Origin of the sequence: Synechococcus sp. JA-3-3Ab, from assembly GCF_000013205.1 — a bacterium.
Taxonomy (GTDB): Bacteria; Cyanobacteriota; Cyanobacteriia; order Thermostichales; family Thermostichaceae; genus Thermostichus.
The window spans coordinates 2483553-2502408 of record NC_007775.1 but is presented as its reverse complement, the minus strand read 5'-3'; the positions used below and the strand labels follow the sequence as shown (position 1 = coordinate 2502408).

21 protein-coding genes and 1 tRNA gene are annotated in these 18856 nt (G+C 61.8%); 16 read left to right on the top strand and 6 right to left on the bottom strand.

Translation table 11 applies throughout. The annotated features are described in order from the left end of the window. The first annotated feature begins 108 nt into the window (after positions 1-108). Positions 109-981 carry a hypothetical protein gene (locus CYA_RS11700; RefSeq protein ID WP_228375328.1) on the top strand — a complete coding sequence of 291 codons (873 nt, stop codon included), beginning with the start codon at positions 109-111 and terminating at the stop codon, positions 979-981. Here the strand turns inward: CYA_RS11700 and CYA_RS11695 are convergent. Together CYA_RS11695 and CYA_RS14845 are read right to left on the bottom strand one after the other, a co-directional pair. Continuing rightward, positions 978-1718 carry a phycocyanobilin:ferredoxin oxidoreductase gene (locus CYA_RS11695; protein ID WP_011431284.1) on the bottom strand — a complete coding sequence of 247 codons (741 nt, stop codon included), beginning with the start codon at positions 1716-1718 and terminating at the stop codon, positions 978-980. The genes CYA_RS11700 and CYA_RS11695 overlap by 4 nt on opposite strands. Before the next feature lie 227 nt (positions 1719-1945). Continuing rightward, positions 1946-2032 (bottom strand) — tRNA-Ser (locus tag CYA_RS14845). 166 nt (positions 2033-2198) lie between these two features. On the opposite strand from CYA_RS14845, the gene panB reads away from it, so the two are divergent. From panB to CYA_RS11670, 6 genes are all read left to right on the top strand, one after another. Further along, positions 2199-2984: a 3-methyl-2-oxobutanoate hydroxymethyltransferase gene (gene panB, locus CYA_RS11690; RefSeq protein WP_011431283.1), complete on the top strand. Its 786-nt coding sequence runs from the start codon at positions 2199-2201 to the stop codon at positions 2982-2984. Positions 2985-3121: 137 nt separating this feature from the next. After that, positions 3122-3253, top strand: coding sequence for a hypothetical protein (locus tag CYA_RS15610; RefSeq protein ID WP_255322492.1), 132 nt, complete (start codon positions 3122-3124; stop codon positions 3251-3253). A gap of 566 nt (positions 3254-3819) precedes the next feature. Further along, positions 3820-4059: a preprotein translocase subunit SecG gene (secG, locus tag CYA_RS11685; protein WP_011431281.1), complete on the top strand. Its 240-nt coding sequence runs from the start codon at positions 3820-3822 to the stop codon at positions 4057-4059. Positions 4060-4073: 14 nt separating this feature from the next. Further along, complete coding sequence (locus tag CYA_RS11680; protein WP_011431280.1) at positions 4074-4736, top strand: YqiA/YcfP family alpha/beta fold hydrolase; 663 nt, start codon at positions 4074-4076, stop codon at positions 4734-4736. A gap of 99 nt (positions 4737-4835) precedes the next feature. Further along, positions 4836-5528 (top strand): HAD family hydrolase, encoded by a 693-nt coding sequence (locus tag CYA_RS11675; protein ID WP_011431279.1) that lies wholly within the window; start codon positions 4836-4838, stop codon positions 5526-5528. A 37-nt stretch (positions 5529-5565) separates the two neighbouring features. Then, on the top strand, positions 5566-7212 hold the full coding sequence (locus tag CYA_RS11670; RefSeq protein WP_011431278.1) for a gamma-glutamyltransferase family protein: 1647 nt from the start codon (positions 5566-5568) through the stop codon (positions 7210-7212). Between the two features lie 5 nt (positions 7213-7217). On the opposite strand, the gene fabG is transcribed toward CYA_RS11670, so the two are convergent. Further along, the gene (gene fabG / locus CYA_RS11665; protein ID WP_228375524.1) at positions 7218-7961 is read right to left on the bottom strand and encodes a 3-oxoacyl-[acyl-carrier-protein] reductase; all 744 of its coding nucleotides are present in this window, start codon (positions 7959-7961) and stop codon (positions 7218-7220) included. A gap of 431 nt (positions 7962-8392) precedes the next feature. Between fabG and CYA_RS11660 the strand changes: the two genes are divergently transcribed. Then, positions 8393-8881, top strand: coding sequence for a DUF3531 family protein (locus CYA_RS11660; protein ID WP_011431276.1), 489 nt, complete (start codon positions 8393-8395; stop codon positions 8879-8881). 3 nt (positions 8882-8884) lie between these two features. On the opposite strand, the gene CYA_RS11655 is transcribed toward CYA_RS11660, so the two are convergent. Continuing rightward, positions 8885-10549, bottom strand: coding sequence for a sulfatase (locus CYA_RS11655; RefSeq protein ID WP_011431275.1), 1665 nt, complete (start codon positions 10547-10549; stop codon positions 8885-8887). Between the two features lie 82 nt (positions 10550-10631). Then, positions 10632-11633 carry an LPS export ABC transporter periplasmic protein LptC gene (gene lptC, locus CYA_RS11650; RefSeq protein ID WP_011431274.1) on the bottom strand — a complete coding sequence of 334 codons (1002 nt, stop codon included), beginning with the start codon at positions 11631-11633 and terminating at the stop codon, positions 10632-10634. Between the two features lie 105 nt (positions 11634-11738). Between lptC and CYA_RS11645 the strand changes: the two genes are divergently transcribed. From CYA_RS11645 to CYA_RS11635, 3 genes are read left to right on the top strand one after another with little or no spacing between them, the layout of a single operon-like run. Continuing rightward, positions 11739-12596, top strand: coding sequence for a branched-chain amino acid ABC transporter permease (locus tag CYA_RS11645; RefSeq protein ID WP_011431273.1), 858 nt, complete (start codon positions 11739-11741; stop codon positions 12594-12596). After that, entirely contained in the window at positions 12596-13555 is a 960-nt protein-coding gene (locus CYA_RS11640) for a branched-chain amino acid ABC transporter permease (RefSeq protein ID WP_011431272.1), read from the top strand. Before CYA_RS11645 ends, CYA_RS11640 begins: the two co-directional genes overlap by 1 nt. 58 nt (positions 13556-13613) lie before the next feature. Then, the gene (locus CYA_RS11635) at positions 13614-15788 is read left to right on the top strand and encodes an RNA degradosome polyphosphate kinase (RefSeq protein WP_083759194.1); all 2175 of its coding nucleotides are present in this window, start codon (positions 13614-13616) and stop codon (positions 15786-15788) included. A gap of 38 nt (positions 15789-15826) precedes the next feature. Here the strand turns inward: CYA_RS11635 and CYA_RS11630 are convergent, their stop codons facing one another. Further along, on the bottom strand, positions 15827-16405 hold the full coding sequence (locus CYA_RS11630) for a DoxX family protein (RefSeq protein ID WP_041438584.1): 579 nt from the start codon (positions 16403-16405) through the stop codon (positions 15827-15829). A 431-nt stretch (positions 16406-16836) separates the two neighbouring features. Here CYA_RS11630 and CYA_RS15760 point away from each other — a divergent pair, with 431 nt between their 5' ends. The 5 genes from CYA_RS15760 to CYA_RS11620 are packed head-to-tail and all read left to right on the top strand — an operon-like array spanning position 16837 to position 18823. Next, entirely contained in the window at positions 16837-17082 is a 246-nt protein-coding gene (locus CYA_RS15760) for a helix-turn-helix domain-containing protein (protein ID WP_228375326.1), read from the top strand. Beyond that, a complete protein-coding gene (locus CYA_RS15420; RefSeq protein ID WP_228375534.1) occupies positions 16982-17209 on the top strand; it encodes a hypothetical protein in 228 nt (75 codons plus the stop codon). Before CYA_RS15760 ends, CYA_RS15420 begins: the two co-directional genes overlap by 101 nt. Positions 17210-17217: 8 nt before the next feature. Next, on the top strand, positions 17218-17436 hold the full coding sequence (locus CYA_RS15415; protein ID WP_240527330.1) for a transposase: 219 nt from the start codon (positions 17218-17220) through the stop codon (positions 17434-17436). Between the two features lie 41 nt (positions 17437-17477). Further along, positions 17478-17837, top strand: a complete 360-nt coding sequence (locus CYA_RS15410) for a transposase (protein ID WP_228375323.1) — start codon at positions 17478-17480, stop codon at positions 17835-17837. Further along, positions 17834-18823, top strand: coding sequence for a GntR family transcriptional regulator (locus CYA_RS11620; protein WP_041438581.1), 990 nt, complete (start codon positions 17834-17836; stop codon positions 18821-18823). Before CYA_RS15410 ends, CYA_RS11620 begins: the two co-directional genes overlap by 4 nt. The last annotated feature ends 33 nt before the right edge of the window (positions 18824-18856 follow it).

Genomic DNA, 18856 nt, shown 5'->3' with positions numbered 1-18856 from the left:
GCCTTGTGAGATAGATTAAATCCAAAAGCATTGAACAAGAATTGGGTACAGCGTTGACGTGCTTTCCAGCCTCAGTGATTTTACTGATAGATGAGGTTTGGCCGGGGCATGCTGAGTAACGATGGAGAGGAAGCAATGCAGGCGGCAAAGTCGATGTCAACCGAGCAGTCAGCGCAGCAGCCGAAGGTGGCTCCTCTTGCCAGAGGGGAAAGGGCTGGCCACGAGGATCCCCAGCCGCTCGCAGTCAGCACTCGCAAGCACTCCGTCCCGCTGGCGCGAACGGCTCTCATGCAGCGCTTTAACCGCAGCTTTCCGCCTTTTTATAGCCAGTTCGTCAGCAGCGAGGTGCAGGCTCAAAATCTGCGCTTGGCCTATGCCCTCTACCAAACCCGCAAGGCCGTGGTACAGATGCGGGACGAGCGCAGCAAGACGGTGGTTTGTCTGGCCTATCGCAACCGCCCTTCTCTGCTCAGCGACCTGTTTGGGGTGCTCACCGCTTTCAATCTCTCGGTGCACGGCATCCACCTTTACGGGCAGATCTACTCACCGCACTTGGTGTTTATCCGCGTCACCGTCTCGCGCGATGGCCACAGCCTTTCTGCCCAGACCAAGCTCAACCTAGAACGGGCTATTCACGAGTGCTTGGCGGGGGTGTTTCCCGTTCACGAAACCTTGGCGCTGGAGTTTGATCTCAAGGCCGGCTTGAAAGACACCCAGGTTTCTTTTTATTTTGACCCGGTGTTTCATCTGCCCACGCTGTTGGTGGATGTGGACAACCAGCCGGGCGTGTTTTACCGGGTGATGACCGCTCTGGCGCAGGAGGAGTTGACCGTTGTTCACCTCAATCTGATGCTCCGCCGCAAGCAGACGCGCTTCATTTTCTACTTGCTGGGGCCGGATGCAACTCCAACCCTGCCGGAGTTCCTAGGGCAAAAATTGGCGTTGAGCATCCAGCAGCGGCTGCAAGGGGATCCCGTCTAAGGACTGGGGGGCAAATCGAAAAGGACGGTGCTCAGGTAGCGCTCGGCCCAGGCGGGGCCAAAAGCTTTTTCCAAAACGCGGCGGGTGCGGTCGTTTTGCTGTTGTTGGCTGCAGTAGCGCTGCTGCCCTTGGTAGTGGGCCAGGATCTGGACAGGATCTGTCTGCGGGGGGATCTGTTGCGCCAGCCGGCAGTGGATTTCCAGGTAACGGCAGGCAAAATACAAAAAGCGGTCGGCTTCCGCCTCATCGCCGGGCCGGATGAACAGGCAGTAGGGAGAAAAAATCGTCCCCCACGGCGGCAACTGGCGCCGGTTTTGGAAAGGGGCGAGATGAGCTCCCAAGGCTTCCAGCTCTTGAATGTAGGGATCCGGCAAAGTGGGGGTGACCGGCGAGAGATCGACGATGGCGGCGCTCACCTGGCCGCGGCCGGCCACAATGTCACAGCCAAACAGCGGCAGCGGGTACTGCGGCTGCGGAAACATGACGCAGTGGAGGATATCCAGGCTTTGCCCGGCCTGGGCCAGCTCCAGGTGCAGCTTGCGAAAGGGATCCCCTTGGTAGCAGCGGTTTTCGATCTGCAGTTTCTCGCCTTCCAGGCGGCCCTCCACATAGCCCAGCTCCGCCGGCAGGGCATAGGGAGCCAGGCTGAGGTGGGATCCCCAAATGCTCAGAATCGCCTCCGAAAGGCGCTGGATGAGGGGATGCAGTTGCGCTTGCAGAGCAGGGGCGGTGAACATGGGAGCCAAGAAGACCGGTTAAGCGACAAGTCCTCGAAAGCCCTGCCGGGCCAATCCGCAAAGGTGCCCTCCTGAGATCCAGGTTTCAGGAAGCTGAGGTGGGACTTAATAAAGCGAGGGATCCCAGCCAGTCCAGGGCTGCCGGGGGCTTTGGCGGAGGTGGAGAGGGCCGGATGCTGACCCTAGCGGGCGTTGGCAGCGTTGAGCGCCATTGGATTGATCGAGGACGGAAGGGGTGGGATTCGAACCCACGGTGACCTTGCGGCCACAACGCTTTTCGAGAGCGTCACAATCAACCACTCTGTCACCCTTCCAGTCTGCATAGGGCTTTACCATCTTAGCGGCAAACGGGCTATCCTGCCCGGATCCCCTCTCGTGGAATGGGGCAGATGCAAGCTGGCCAAGCACCCCAGGGCCAAAGCCCTTGGGGGGTACGGCCCGACCAGCCGGAAATGGCGGGGCAAATGAGATCATAGAGGTATGGCTGCCCTTTCCATTCACCACTTTCGCCAGGCCAAACAGGCGGGTCAACCGTTGGTGGCCCTCACGGCTGCTGACTACGCCACAGCGCAGATCTTGGATCGGGCCGGGATCGACTTGATCTTAGTAGGCGACAGCCTGGCCATGACCAGCTTGGGGCACAGCAGCACCTTGCCCCTGACTCTGGAACAGATGATCCACCACGCCCAGGCAGTGCGCCGCGGCGTAGAACGAGCCTTTTTGGTGGCCGACTTGCCTTTCTTGAGCTACCAAGTCTGCAAAGAGCAGGCCCTCCTCTCGGCAGGACGTCTGATGAAGGAGGCAGGGGTGAATGGGGTGAAGCTGGAGGGGGGCTACCCAGACATGGTGGAAACAGTGGCCTTTCTGGTCCAGCGAGGGATCCCGGTCTTGGGCCACATCGGCCTCACCCCACAGGCCAAACATCAACTGGGGGGGTATCGCCAGCAGGGGAAAACCCCCTCGGAGGCGGAGCGGCTGCGCCAGGAAGCCCTGAGCCTAGAGCGAGCAGGAGCCTTTGCCCTGGTTTTGGAACACATGCCGGCGGAATTGGCTGCCCAGATCACCCAGCAAGTCGGGATCCCGACTCTGGGGATTGGGGCTGGCCCGGCCTGCGACGGCCAAATTCTCGTCACCCACGACCTGCTCGGCCTCAGCGAGCGGATCCCGCCCTTCGCCAAAGCCTACGCCAACCTGCGAGAGGTGATCCGAGAAGCGGTGGAAGCCTTTGTCGGCGATGTTCATCAGAGACTGTTTCCCCCCACTTAGGGGATCCCCTGGGAAACTCGCAAGTATCACCTTCTGGCAGCTCAGTTGTTGGTTACTGCGCTCCCCTGGCGAGGATCTCCAGAAATTGGAAGCCAGTCGGGGCAGCCGATTGCCGCCTCTGTCAGAGCTTGCTGAGGATGGACAGCGCACTTGAGGTGGGGATCGCCGCTGTAAAACCTGCACTTGTGGCAGGGGATGCGGTGCATCTGTTGAGCTTGATGCAAGAAGTCCGCGACTGCTCTGGCCACCGTCCACAACGGCAAGAGTAGCAATAGCCACGCGATGGCCCCGCTCAGAGGAGGCGGAAGAGAGCTCATACAGGACACCAGCAATACAGAAGGATAGCTTGCTAGCCCCGTACTTTAGTGCGGAGCGGAAAAGCCCGTAAGCAGCTTTAGTTGCTTGCCAATAGTGTAGACGAGGCGTACCGTTCCCAGGCGAGCCTCTAATCACGGTGAAAAACCCGACCGGTGGCAAGCGTCTGCGAGATGCCAACCTCTCGGCCAACCTGCAAGGACTCCGTCCCGCTGACGCGATCAGACAAGTAAGCAGAACCTTGGGGCTTTGACTGAAAGAACTGTCTAGAGGCGGTTTGGCAACGCCTTTACAAGTTCGTTTTTGAACTGCGTAAGAATCCCCCCCCTTAGTCGGGGAAGTGTCAAGACGGGGTCAGGCTCGGCTGTATAACGTCCCCCAGAGAGGGAAAAGTTGGCAGTGAGAGATCCCACGCTGAAACTCCAATCTAATGGATTTTGGAAGGGGAGCGCAGGGTGTGCCAGGGTGGAGATACAGGCGATAATAGCTTCAGCAACGTGCCCTAGTGGGATCCTCTGCGATGGAAGCCTTCTTCGAGTTCCTTTGGTCTGCCTCGGCCGTTTTGCTGGTGATACTGGTGTTGTTGCATAGCCCCAAAGGGGATGGGCTGGCGGGCATTGGCGGCCAGGCCCAATTGTTCTCCAGCTCCAAAAGTGCCGAGCAGAACCTCAACCGCATCACCTGGACGGTGGCCACCCTCTTCCTCTCCATCAGCGTGGTGTTGGGGGCAGGCTGGCTCTCGGCAGCCACAGGCCCCTAGGGATCCCTGTCATCGTGGCGGTCATCTACTTGCACGGATTCGGCTCTGGGCCTCAATCGGCTAAGGCTACTTTTTTCCGGCAGCGGCTGCAGCAGCTTGGGATCCCTCTGCAGGTGCCCGATCTCAACCAGGGCAACTTTGCCCAGCTTACCTTGACCCGCCAGATCCGGCAGGTTTCTGAGCAGTTGGCGCAAATGGGCCATCCTCCCGTTACCCTTATTGGTTCGAGCTTGGGGGGACTGGTGGCCGCCTGGGTGGCCGAGCAGCAACCCTGCGTGCAGCGTCTGGTGCTCTTGGCACCGGCCTTTGGCTTTCTGGGCCATTGGCTGCCGCGGCTGGGGGCAGAGGCGGTGGAGACTTGGCAGCGAACCGGACAACTCATGGTGTTTCACTACGGAGAAGGCCGCCCTCTCCCTTTGGAGTACGGCTTTGTTGCCGATGCCCAACGCTACCCGGATGGGGCGTTGCGCCGGCCTGTGCCCACCCTGATTGTGCATGGGATCCAAGACGACACCATCCCCATTCAAGCCAGCCGAGACTATGTGGCCCGTCGCCCCTGGGCCCAACTGGTGGCGGTGGAGAGTGACCACGCCCTGACGGATGTGTTGGATCCCATCTGGCAGATCACCAGCCGCTTCTGCGGGTGGGGGATGGAGACGGGGCAGTATGGTTGTTAAGAGGATCCCTGTCCCGTGCTTGCCCATTCGCGAAAGCGTCGCGTAGCGATAATGTCTATGCAATCCAAAGTGCTGTGCCTACAACAGGGGAAGGCTGACGTGACTGCCGGCTTGCTCTTCGATATGGACGGGGTGATTGTGGATTCGGAACCAATCCATGCCCGCGCCGGAGCCATTGCCCTGCAACGCTGCCACCTATCCCTGGATTTGGCCCCCATCTCCCTGCAGTTCAAAGGGCGCACCGACCGCGATATGTTCGAGTACCTCGTCCAACACCAGACAGACACCCCGCCTGCGGAACAGCCCCTGCTGGTGCAGCGCTTGATCGAGGAAAAGGCCAAGGCTTTTGGCGAGCTGCTGGCAGAGGTACCCCTGGTGCCGGGGGTGCTGGAGTTTTTGGCGGCCAGCCGCCAGCGCTTTTCTGCCCTGGCCGTCACCACTTCGGCCATCCGCCGGGATCAAGCGCAGATTTTCCAGCGCTTCGACCTGCACCGCTGGTTTGACGCGGTGATTACCGCCGAAGACATTCAGCGGGCCAAGCCCGACCCAGAGCCTTACCTGAAAACGGCTGCCGCTGTGGGGTTGGATCCGGCGTTGTGTTGGGTGATTGAAGATTCTACCCATGGGATCCGCGCCGCTAAGGGGGCTGGCTGTTTTGCGGTGGGCCTCACCACGGCTTTCACCGCCGAGGAACTGCGCCACGCCGGGGCAGATGTGGTGGTGGACAGCTTTGCGGAGTTGGCCGCACTCCTGTTCGCGAGAGCGTCGCGTAGCGATAACCTGCCTGTGTAGGGAGCCCAGCCCATTCGCGAGAGCGTCGCGTAGCGATATGCCAGCACCCACTCCAGCACCCACTTTTTTGCGGCAGGCCCTGGATCGCTATCCGTTTGCTTCGCGGCGACGGGTGGTGATGGGCAGACAGGGATCCGTGGCCACCAGCCAACCTTTGGCGGCAATGGCGGGCATGGAGATGTTCTGGGCGGGCGGCAATGCTGTGGATGCAGCCGTGGCAATGGCGGTGGCTTTGACGGTGGTGGAGCCAACCTCCAATGGCATTGGCGGCGATGCCTTTGCTCTGGTGTGGGAGGAGGGTCAGCTGTACGGGTTGAATGCTTCCGGTCGCAGCCCAGCCGCCCTGACGCCGGAGCGGTACCGGGACCATGGGCGGATCCCCCCCTACGATTGGTTAGCGGTGACGGTGCCGGGGGCAGTTTCCGCTTGGCAGGCCCTGCACCGGCGCTGGGGAAAGCTGCCGTTCGAGCGTCTGTTTGTGCCTGCCCTTCGTCTGGCGCAAGAGGGATTTCCGGTCTCTCCCCGGGTGGCCCAACTGTGGCAGGCGGCGGAGTCCATCTATTTGCCCCTGCCAGATCCCCGCCACGACGCCTTCAAGGCCGTTTTCTTTCCCCAAGGGCGTGCCCCACGGGCTGGGGAGCGCTGGAGCAGCCCCCTACATGCTCAAACCCTAGAAGAGATTGCCCGTAGCGGTGGGGAGAGTTTTTACCGGGGGGAGCTGGCGGAGAAGTTGCTGGCTTTCTCGGAGGCCACGGGCGGCTTCCTGTCCCCCGCTGACTTGGCCCAGCACCAGGCCGATTGGGTGGAACCCATCCATACAGATTACCGCGGCTACACCGTCTGGGAGATCCCCCCCAACGGGCAGGGCATTGCCGCTTTGATGGCGCTCAACCTTTTGGAGGGTTTTGAGCTGGGTCGGATCTCCTACGATGCCGGCGAGCGCTATCACCTGCAGATTGAGGCAATGAAGCTGGCCTTTGCCGATGTGAGACGACAGGTGGCGGATCCGGAGTATGTGCGGGTCAGTCCTGCCCAGATGCTGGATAAGGCTTATGCACAGCGGCGGCGGCAGTTGATCGGGAGGGAGGCGATCCCCCTGGCCCAGCCAGGGCTGCCGGAGGGGGGAACGGTTTACCTGGCTGCAGCTGATGGTGAGTTGATGGTGTCTTTGATTCAGTCGAATTTCGATGGCTTCGGCAGTGGTCTGCTGGTTCCGGGCACGGGCATTGCTCTCCACAACCGCGGCACGGGTTTCACCCTGGAGCCCGGCCATCCCAACCAGGTGGGCCCCCGCAAGCGCCCCTACCACACGATCATCCCCGCTTTTCTATCCAGAGAAGGGATCCCCCTCGGCCCTTTTGGTGTCATGGGGGGGGCAATGCAGCCCCAAGGCCATGTGCAGGTGGTGGTGAATTTGGTGGATTACGGCCTGAACCCCCAGGCGGCTCTGGATGCGCCCCGCTGGCGAGTGCTGTGGGATCAGGGGATCCCGCAGGTGGCGCTGGAGAGCACGGTGCCGCCCCAGGTGGTGCGCGAACTCTCCGCCCGCGGCCATGCAGTGCAGGTGGTGGACGCAGAAGAGGATTGCGGTCTTTTTGGCCGGGGACAGATCCTCTTGCGGGATGGGGATCACTTCATTGCGGCTTCCGAACCCCGTGCCGATGGCCTAGCCCTGGCGTGGTAGAGTGCCTAGCTCATCACCATGCCACCATCGATGGCAAAAACCTGTCCCGTGATGTAGGCCGCCGCCGGATCTGCCGCCAAAAAACGCACCAGCCCCGCCACTTCTGCCGGGGATCCCAGTCGCCCCAGGGGGATCTGCGCCAAAATCGGGCCAGGATCCAGTTTTTCGGTCATTTGGGTGGTGATGAACCCCGGTGCCACGGCGTTGACGGTGATGTTGCGGCTGGCCAGCTCGCGGGCTGCCGTCTTGGTCAGGCCCACCACCCCTGCTTTGGCGGCGCTGTAGTTGGCCTGGCCGGGATTGCCCACCAGGCCCACCACCGAGGTGATGTTGATGATGCGCCCCTGCCGCTGCTTGACCATGATCTTGGCGGCCGCCTTCAGACACAGAAAGACGCCGGTGAGATTGAGATCCAGCACCGCCTGCCAGTCTTCCGGCTTCATGCGCAGCAGCAAGGTGTCGCGGGCCATGCCGGCATTGTTCACCAGCACGTCCACCCGGCCCCAGCGCCCCATCACCTGCTCGAAGAGTTGTTCCACCGCCTGCGGCTGGGAGACATCGGCGGCCACAGCCATCCCTTCGCCCCCCAGGGCGGCGATCTCCTGCAGCAGCGACTCGGCCTCGGCGGCGGAGCGAGCGTAGTTGACGACCACCTTGGCGCCAATCGCCCCCAAGTGAAGGGCAATGGCCCGGCCAATGCCCCGGCTGGCTCCGGTGACCACCGCCACCTGGTTATGGAGCGAGGGCAAGGGGAGAAGTTCAGACATAGGCAGCAGCTTCCCGCTTATTTCTACCGCCGCAACAGTATAGGATGCTTTGGCCTTGTCTGGGGCGGGGAGACTCCCCCCTATGGCCGTTCCAACAGCGATGAGACCGCCTGTCGCCTCGATCCCAAACTCCCCTCTCCTCTTGGGAGAGGGGCTGGGGGTGAGGGCTAGCTCCTCTTGGGAGAGGGGCCGCGGCTGGTCGCATCAGCAGCGCGGAGCGTTTGAGCAACTGGCTGGGGAGACCCCCTCGCGTCAGCGGGCCGCAGGCCCCAACGGTAGGTGCTGTCGCTGCTCGCGCAAGCGGAACGGTGTTCCCTAAGCGCTGACGCCAGGAGGATCCTTGCCCTCTGGGGAGAAACCAGTAAGCTGGGCCAGATTAAGATCGATGGCTAGGCCTAGCCGAGGAACCGTCCATGCAAGTGGAGTTTCGCGAGTGCGATCCGGGAAATCTCTGGATCTGGTTTGAGTTTGCGGAGCCGCCGGTTCCAGCGGAGCTGGAGTACCTCAAGGAGGTGCTGGAATCCTGGTATGTGCTGGGCAAGCTGGGGGGATTCAACGCCGAGCGCCTGGTGGCCCAAGAGGCGGAGGTGGATCTGAGCTATTTGGAGTACCCCAGCGACTCAGCTCCCTTGACCTCCCTGATGCACAACATGGGATCCTTGGAAGAAAAGGGCAACTGGGCCCGCTGCTGGTTTGACCTGGGCACGGCCGATGCCTTGGCGCTGGATGTGCTGATCAACGCCCTGCGCACCCTCAGCCTCGAGTACATTAACCTCAGCCGCGTCATCATCGGCGGGCAGAACGAGGACTGGCCAACACCGGATCCCGAGGAGACCGATGTCTATGATGATCTCAACGGCTACCTGCGGGATCATTGGGGGGAAGAGGGAGAGCTGGAATAGCTCCTACTCCAGGTAGCCCAGCTCTTGCATCCGCCGCACCAAGTCTGTGTTGCTTTCCATGTCAACTCGGCGAGGAGCGGTGCTGGGCCGGCGCGATTCTGCCCACTCCAACCACTGCCTCAGCCCTTGCCGCAGGCGGTCTAGCCAAGCCTGGGGGGAAAGGGATCCCGGCTCAGAAGGGATCCCGGCCGCCAGCAAGTCCTGCAGTTCCGCCGGATCCTGCTCCAGGTTGTAGAGGCTGGGGCGATCTCCGGTTTGGATCAGCTTGGTCACCCCTTCGTAGAGAGCGCGGCGGGTGTCGTAACAGGCGCGCGCCTGCAGCAGGTTGTCGTTGCGGTTTTCCATGGCGCGCAGGAGAATCTGGGGCGGGAAGGCTTCGCTGAGCACCACTCCCTGCTCCGGATCCTCGCCGGCCAGGGTGCGGCTCAGGCTGAGGCGGGCGATCTCGCGGCGAAGCTGGAGGCTGACGCGGGGGGCGCCGTTGGCTAGAGAAAGGCTGGGGCGGAAGCCGGCTGCTTCCAAGAGAGTATGGAAGAGGCGGCGGGTGGAAACGGGGGTGGCCACGCGCTTTCCTGCTGGAAAGTAGCCGGGGTAGTGCAGGATCAGGGGGACGCGGATCAGCTCTTCGTAAACCACAAAGGCGTGGCCGACAAAGTCGTGTTCCCCTAAGCCTTCGCCGTGATCGGCGACGATGGCCACCAGGGTGTTCTGCTCTAGGCCGGTGTGGCGCAGGGTCTCGAAGACGGATCCCAGCAGGTGATCCTGGTAGGCCACCTCGGCATCGTAGATGTCCCTGAGCACCTGGGCCTGCAGCGGGGAAAGCGGCTGGGGCAGGGGCGCCATCCAGCGGTAGGGCTGGGCGTTATACTCCCGCAAAAAGTCGCGCGCCTCGCGGTTGGTCTTGAAGTAGGGAGCATATTTCTGCACAAAGGGCTCCGGCGGCCAGTAGGGCAGGTGGGGCTCCATCAGGTTGACAAAGCAAAAGAAGGGCGGCGCTTGCCCATCCAACTGGCGGCGGGCTATCTGCTGCAAGTAACCGTTGAGGTCAGCAATGGAGGCAGCCGTGTTGCCCTTGAAGTTCATCAGCCGGGTCCAGAGGGAGGCAAACCAGGGGTGCAGCGCCAGTTGGAAGAGAGTATCAGAGCGGGCAAAGGCGTTTTGCACCGGGTAGGAGAGGCGGCGCCAAAACTGGGTGTAGGCGGCCAGCCAGCGGTTGAGGGGGGTGGGCAAGGGATTGCCTTCGGGGGGGCGGGTGGGCAGGGCCCCGCCGTAGTTGTAGAAGGTGTCAAAGCCGCGCCGCAGTCCGTTTTTCAGGATCCCGACCAGGGGGTTGTTGCAAAAGCCCACGGTGGTGTAGCCGCCCAGTTTCAACAGCTCCGCCAGGGTGGGCAGGGCGGGGCTCAGCTCCAGGTCTGCCTGGACAGTCTGGTGGGTGCTGGGATATTCCCCCGTAAACAGGGAGGCGTGGGAGGGGATCGTCCACTGGGCGGGGGCGATGGCCCGCTCGAAGAGGGTGGATTCTGCCGCCAGCCGATCCAGGTTGGGGCTGGTGGGCACCTGGCGGGCCCGCTCTTCCTCTGACCAGTAGCAGGAAAGGCGATCCGCCCGTTGGGTATCGAGCACGATCAACAGAATGTTGGGGCGTTCCCCCAAGGCGGCCTCTGCCATTGCTGAACTCCTCACCACAACCCACCCAACACGGTTCTTAAACTATCTTGACATGCTCCTGTCGGCCCTTTGTCGCCGGCTCCTAGGGCAAAGTGAGCTGGGTTTGGCTGTTGCCCTGGATCCGGGCGGTGTTGGCCTGCCAGTCTAGGATGCCGCTGTCGCCGCTCACGGTCAGGGCTTGTCCGGGCTGGCGGTAGCGCACATTGCCCAGGGCCTGCAGTTGGGTGGAGCCGATGCGCCAGCGGATCTCTTGGGCCTGCAACTCTTGGCCGGTTTGCAGGGACTCCGTCCCGCCAACGCGAACGGCTTTGGCTTTCACGTTGCCCAGCAGGCGCAGCTCGGTTAGGGGCAGCGGAGCCCGCAACTGCTCGCCGCTGAGGCGCACCCTTTGCTGGGGGGCATCCACCTCGACTGCTCCCAGCGCCTGCACCTCGCCGGCGCCAAATTCCCACAAGAAACGGCGGGCGGCCAGCTCCAGCTCCGGATCCCGATACTTGGCCCGCACCGGTTGGCTCGGATCCCGATTCTCCAGTTGCATCTGGGCTTGGCCAAAGTCGATGCGCAAGCGATCCCCCTCCAGAGATCCCCGGCCGTCCAACAGCTCCACCTGCACCTGGCCCTCGGCTTCGAGGAGGCGCTGTTCCGGCAACCACTGCAGCCGCTCTGCCTGCAGGCGCAGGTTGTCCCGCTCCGATTCCACCTCCACCTGGCCCGTCAGTTCCAGCCGCCGCTCGCCGGGGTAGGCGGATCCCCGCTCGGCCCGGACGCGAATGGCGCGATCCTCTGCGTCGAAAAACTCTCCCTCGATAGACTGCAAATGGGCGGATCCCAACTGCACGGGAGTGGTGCCATTTTCTGGGGGGGACTCGTATTCGGCCAGGCGAGCCTGGAGGCGCCAGAGCAGGCCACCATCGGGTTTGGCCTGGGTGAGGGTGATGTCTTCGTAGATCAACTGGGGGGTGGAGATGGGTGCGGAAGGAGCCTCGGGATCCCTGGCCGGGGGTGGCTCCGGCCCACCACAGGCAGCGCTCAGCAGGGCCAAAACCACTAGCCAACCTAGGATCCGAGAAGAACTGGGCTGCATGGCTCTCTCTCTTGCGCGCTTTCTCCTACCCTAGCTTTACCCTGCCGCTGGGCCGGATGGGATCCCGCTGTGGCATCATCAGGGCAGGGTATTGCGGGGGCAGGTGTGACCCAACTGTTGCAACTGTTCATCTACGGCCTCGTCCTGGGCAGCATCTATGCTTTGGGGGCGATTGGGGTGTCTCTCACGTTTGGCATTTTGCGCTTTGCCAACTTTGCCCACGGGGATCTGATGACCTTGGGGGCCTACTTTGCCCTGACGTTTGTCGGCTGGGGTTGGCCGCTAGAGGTGAGCTGGATCCCGGCGGCCTTGGCGACAGCACTGTGTGCGGTGGGGATCGACCAACTGGTCTATCGCCGCCTGCGCCGGGAAGCGCCGGTGATTTTGCTGATCTCTTCTTTTGGCACGGCCCTGATCTTGCGCAGCTTGGTGCAGATTCTCTGGGGGCCCAACAACCAGGTGTACCGCAGCGGCATCCAGTTGCCCTGGCAGTTTTGGGGGCTGCGCGTCAAACCGGATTGGGTAGCGATTCTGGTGGGAACGGCGCTGTTGGTGGTGGCGCTGCACCTGTTTTTGCAGCACACGCGGGTGGGGAAAGCCATGCGGGCCATGGCCGACAATTTTGACTTGGCCAAGGTGACCGGCATCGATACGGAGCGGATCATTCTCTGGACTTGGGCCATTGGCGCCGCCTTGGCCTGTGTGGCGGGCATCTTCCTGGGCCTGGATACGCGGCTGCACCCCACCATGGGCTGGCGGCTGCTGTTGCCCGTTTTCGCTGCAGCCATCCTCGGCGGCATTGGTCGCCCTTACGGGGCCATCGCCGGGGGGCTGGTGATTGGCCTGGCGGAGGAGTTTTCTACTTTGGTGCTCAGCCCAGCCTACAAGACGGGGGTGGCCTTTGCCATTCTGGTGCTGTTGCTGATCTTGCGGCCCACAGGGCTGTTGGGAGGACGGGCCTGATGTTGAGCTACGCCATTTTCTTTTTGGTTTTGGTGGGGATCTACGGCGTGCTGGTGCTGGGCCTCAATATCCAGTGGGGCTACGCCGGCATGTTCAACATTGGGGTGGGGGCCTTTTTTGCTGTGGGGGCCTACGCCAGCGCCATTGCCACGACGCCGCCCACCCCTGAGCACCTGGGCGGGTTCGATCTGCCGTTCTGGGTGGGCTTTGCCATGGCGGTGGTCGCCGCCGGGGCGATCGCCTTCTTGATCGGCTTGATCACCCTCAAGCTGCGCTCCGACTACTTGGCCATCGCCACCATCGGCATTGCCGAGATCATCAGCCAAATCCTGAAAAACGAGGGCTGGCTGACCAACGGCGTGCGTGGCATCACCCGCATTCCGCGGCCCTTTCGCGGCTGGATCCCAGGACAGGATACGCTGCTGTACTTGGGCTTGGTGCTGCTGGTCTTGGCGGTGGTTTACTGGCTGAGCGAGCGGGCCTATCGCTCTCCTTGGGGACGGGTGCTGCGGGCTATCCGCGAGGACGAGCCGGCAGCCCTAGCCGCTGGCAAAGATGTGCTCCAGTTTCGTTTGCAGGCATTTGTCCTGGGATCCATGCTCATGGGGCTGGCGGGGGCGCTCTATGCCCATTTTGTCAACTTCATCAGCCCGGAAGCCTTCCAGCCGGAGTTTGCCACCTTCATCGTCTGGGTGATGTTGATTGCCGGGGGCAGCGGCAACAACCGCGGCGCCCTGCTGGGGGCGCTGGTGATTTGGGGCGTGTGGTCGGGCAGCGAATGGTTGACCAACCGTCTGCCGCCCCAATGGGCCACCCGGGCCGGCCCCTTGCGCATTTTGTTGATCGGGATCTTGCTGCAGGTGATTCTTCTCACGCGCTCCCAAGGGCTGTTGCCAGAACGTCCGCCCAAGCCTGTTGTGGCTACTTCCGTTTCGTCTAAGCAGAACCCAGCAGGATAGGATGGGGTCGGCTGCAGCCGTTGTTGACGTGTTTGAGACAACCCAGACCTCTGCCACCATGACTCCGCGCCCCCAGGAAACGGACTCTCCCTTGTCGCCCCACAACCCCGACGCGACAGGCTGCCATCCCGATGCCGGACAGCCCGGGATCCCGACTGCGCCCATCCAGGAGGGCTATGCCTTGCCGGAGCAGTATTTCAACCGCGAGCTGAGCTGGATCGAGTTCAACGCCCGAGTGTTGCACGAGGCTCTGGACGAGCGCACTCCCCTGTTGGAGCGGCTGAAGTTTCTGGCCATCTTCGAGAGCAACCTGGACGAATTCTTCATGGTGCGAGTGGCGGTGATTCGCCGTCAGTTGGAGACGGGTGTGTTGGTGCTGACTCCAGATGGCCTCACACCGCAGCAGCAGTTGCGGCAGATCTCCAATCGCCTGCGCCCCCTGATTCAAAAGTTACACGAGTGTTTTCGGCAGGAACTGGTGCCTAAGCTGGCGGAACAGGGCATTCACATCCGCGATTTTTCCGAGCTGGCCGAACCGGAGCGGCAGGAGCTGCGGGAGTATTTCGACCGCCGCCTGTTTCCCGTGCTCACCCCCTTGGCGGTGGATCCGGGCCATCCTTTTCCCTATATCTCCAACCTCAGCCTCAGCTTGGCGGTGGTGGTGCGGGATCCGGAGACCGGCAAGGAACACTTTGCCCGCGTCAAGGTGCCCAACACCCTGCCCCGCTTTGTGCCGCTGCGGGACGGGGTGAGCTTCGTGCCGCTGGATCAGGTGATCGCCCATCACCTGGAGGCCCTGTTCGTGGGCATGGAAGTGCTGGAGTACTACCCCTTCCGCATCACTCGCGACGCCGATCTGGAGATCCAAGAGGACGAGGCCGACGATCTGCTGGCAGCCATTCAAGAAGAGCTGCGCAAACGGCGCTTTGGCTCGGTGGTGCGCATGGAGATCGCCAAGTCGATGCCCTCTGCCATTCGCCAACGGCTGTGCGAAGAGCTGCATCTGGATGCCGACTCCGTTTACGAGGTGGATGGGCTCCTCAACATGGGGGGGCTGATGGCGTTTCTCAACCTCAACCGCCCTGATTTAAAAGATCCCCCTTGGGGGCCCGTCACCCCTCCCCGCTTGCGTACTGCCTCGGTCAGCGATGAGCCGGTGGATATCTTCTCCGTCATCCGGGAAGGGGATCTGCTGGTGCACCACCCCTACGATTCCTTTGCTGCCAGTGTGGAACGGTTTTTGGAGGAGGCGGCCAACGATCCCCAGGTGCTCACCATCAAGCAAACCCTCTACCGCACCTCCGGCGACTCCTCGGTGGTGGGATCCCTCATCCAGGCTGCCGAGAACGGCAAGCAGGTGGCCGCCCTGGTGGAACTCAAAGCCCGTTTCGACGAAGAAAACAACATCCTCTGGGCCAAGAAGCTGGAAAAAGCTGGGGTGCACGTGGCCTACGGCCTGCCGGGGCTGAAGATCCACTGCAAACTGGCGCTGGTGGTGCGGGAAGAGGGGGGATCCCTGCGCCGCTATGTCCACATCGGCACCGGCAACTACAACCCCAAGACCGCCCGCATCTACACTGACTTGGGCCTGTTTACCTGCGATGAGACTCTCTGTAACGATGTAACAGAATTGTTTAACCTGCTGACGGGCTATTCGCGGCAACGGCACTTCCGCAAGCTGCTGGTGGCCCCTCGCACCCTGCGCCAGGGGATGGAAGCCTTGATCCGGAGAGAGATGCGCCATGCCCAAGCCGGCCAGCGGGGACGCATCATCGTCAAGGTCAACTCCCTCACCGACCCGCGCATGATCCAAGTGCTCTACGAGGCCAGCCAGGCAGGGGTGGAGATCGACCTCATTGTGCGTGGCATGTGCTGCCTGAAGCCAGGGATCCCGGGCCTGAGCGAGCGCATCCGTGTCATCAGCATCATCGGGCGCTTCTTGGAGCACTCCCGCATCTTCTACTTCTACAACGGCGGCCAGGAAGAGTACTTCATCGGCAGCGCCGACTACATGACCCGCAACCTGGATCGCCGCGTCGAGGTGGTAACCCCTGTAGAGGATCCCCTGTTGCAGCAAGAGCTGAAGGCGATCTTGGAGATCTGTCTGACGGATAACCGGCAAGCTTGGGAATTGCGTCCCGATGGCACCTACGTACAGCGACAGCCCAAGCCGGGAGAGCCGGTACGCTCCACCCACCAACGCCTGATGGAGCGGGCCGCCAGCCGCCTTTAGCCCTCACCCCCGGTCCCCTCTCCCTCTGGGAAGTTGGCTTAGGAGCGAGGGGTTTGGGCAGCTTCGGCCTCTTGCTCGCCCAGGGCGATCACCTGCTCGGTGGCCTGCAGCGAAGACTGCAAGCTCTCCAACTTTTGTCGGCTGGAGCGGTTCAGCCCCGCCTCAATGCCGTTCACCAAGAGCTGATCCAGAGAGAACCAACCGCCGCCATTGACGGCAAAGGCCAAGAAGATGGCCGCGTAGATGGCCGATAGCTCCAGGTAAGGAATGCTGAAGCCGGCCACCTTGATGTGGTGAAACATGGCCACCGCCATCGTGGCCACCAGGCTCAATGCGGCGGGCCGCGTGAACAGGCCCAGGGCCACCAGGGGAGCTGCGATCAGTTCAGTGTAGGCGGCTACATAGGAGAAAAAGATGGGGAACGGCAAGCCGATCACTTCCACATAGGCCGCCGCAAACCCTTCGATATCGGCCAGCTTGTCGAGGCCGTTGTGAATCATGAATAGCCCCGCCACCACCCGCAAGACGGTCCACCCCAACTGGGACCACCGCGGAGGAACGCTGTCGTGACGCAAAACCGAGACGAGCAGCACGGGAAACTGCTGAGTGAGTGCCATGAGATGCAACCTGCAATGCAAAGATGCTAACTATTGTAACGATTCTAAATTTCTGTAACAAGACCAGGGCGGGATCCCCTGTCCTTCGGAGGCCGGATCGTCGGCCATTGGGTTGGGGGTGGGCGCAGCAACAGAGGGGATCCCTGCCCCCGCAGCGTCGCTTGGACAAGATGCGCCCGAGCCGTTCTCGAGTGCCTATCCTTGTGAAGTGTTGGCGCAATTCTTCTGGCAGACGATCCCTGTCTTTAGCTAATCCGCCGTTCGCGCTAGCGGGACGTAGTCCTGGAAGCCCCGCTCTGTACCCCCCTATATCCCAGCCCCCCAGTCCCCCCGTATACGGGGGGATATAGGGGGGCGGGGGGATATAGGGGGCGGGCCGGTCAGAGTCGGGATGAGAGGCGGGAGCGTTCAACAGGTACAATGCATTCATCATGAGAACCGCTTACCAGTACCGCTTGCGGCCTACTGCTAGCCAAGTCGCCCTGATGGGTGAGTGGCTGGAGCTGCTGCGTAAGCAGTACAACTATCGCTTGGCAGAACGGTTCAACGGGTGGGAGCAAAATCGCTTTCCCTCAGATGAAGCAGGACTGTATCCGGGGAAAGTTTATCCATCTGCCCAAGATTGGGCCGGTCAAGCTCATCCAACACCGTCCTTTGCCGGACGGCTTCGTGATTAAAACGGCCACCATCACCCGCAAGGTGGATGGGTGGTACGTCACCTTGAGCCTGCAGGATCCGTCTGTCCCGGAATGGAGCCCTGACCCGCCAACGTGGGAAAACACGATGGGGATAACCTGGGGCTAAGCTCTTTCTTGGTCACCGATGAGGGTGAGGTTATCGAGGTTCCTCAGTATTACCGTAAAGCGCAAAAGCCCCTCAAGCGGCTGCAACGGTCTGTATCGCGCAAGCAGAAGGGGTCAAACCGCTACCAGAAAGCGGTCAAGAGGTTGAGCAAGGCGCATCAGAAAGTAGCCAACCAGCGCCGGGATTTTCACCACAAAGTTGCTCATCAGCTTTTGCAAGACATATAGCCCATGAGGCGCTGAACATCAAAGGTCTGGCAAGGACAAGGTTGGCCAAATCTATCCATGACGCCGGTTGGGGTGAGTTCCTGCAAATCTTGGCAGCCAAGGCTGAAAGAGCTGGGCTGTTGACGATTGCAGGGGATCCAAATGGCACGAGTCAAGAGCGCTCGGGGTGTGGTCGAGATGTGCCCAAAAAGCTGCATGAGCGGTGGCACGATTGTCCGCACTGTGGGCTGAGTATTGGCAGGGATCACAACTCGGCGAGGGTCATCAAATCCAGAGCGGTGGGGCGTCCCGTTCTTCAAGCTCAGGAAATGTCCTGCTATCGGGCAGGAGTCACTGGGAAGCCTGCACTCTATGCGTCAGCATGGGTGCGGGAGTACGTCACGGAGAAAAGCAGGCCATGATGCGCATTTCTATTCAGCCGGAGAGCGGGATCCCTGGCTCAGTCCAGCTCTTCAACTTGCTCTGTTTTGGCATTGCCTGCGGGCAATTTCCTCCCGGCTGTCGCCTGCCCAGCACCCGTCAGTTGGCCATGCAGACGGGCCTGCATCGCAACACCATCCACAAGGTTTACCACCAACTGGAGGCCATGGGCCTGGTGGAAACTCGCGCCGCCTCCGGCATTTACGTGAGCGGCACTGCTCGCCAGGCGGTTAACCGTTCTCGCGGTCTCAGCAAGAACCTGGATCGATCCAAACAGGCGCTGGAGCAGGTGCGTCAGGGCATCGATCAGCTTCAGCAGCAAGGCTTTTCTCTGGAGCAGGTGCGGGATCTGCTGCTGGCCGAGATCGACTGGCGGCTGCGCTGCAGTGCTCAGGTGCTGGTGTGCGTGCCCCGCCGAGACTTGGGCACAGGACAACTCATGGCTCAACAAATCCAACAGACTTTGGGCATCCGGGTCCAGTTGGTGCTGTTGGAAGACCTGGCCGCCGTGCTGGATCAGATCCATTCCGGCACTGTGGTGACGCTGCACTATTTTCTCAGCGCTGTCGAGGCCATTGCCCAGCCGCGGGGGGCCCGTGTGCTCCCGGTGGAGGTGTCGGATTACGCCCGCGAAATTGCCCTGATCCGCCAATTGCCTTCCCACGCTTGTCTGGGGCTGGTGAGCATCAGCACTGCCCTACTAGAAGTTGCCGAGGTGATCGTCCAAAGCTTGCGAGCAGACCTGCTGGTGCTGACAGCGGTGATTTCCGATACGGAACGGGTGGGATCCCTGATTCGCCGCGCCCACACCCTCATCTGCGACGAGGCCAGCTACTCTACCCTGCGCGCTCTGGTGCGCCAAGCCCGATCCGACCTGATCCGCACGCCCAACCTGGTCTGTGCTTCCCCTCACATCGGAGAAGCAGCCATGGCCAAGCTGCAACAGGAATTGGGCGGGATCCCATGAGCAGCAAGGGCGAGAAAACTCCTTTTGTTGCAA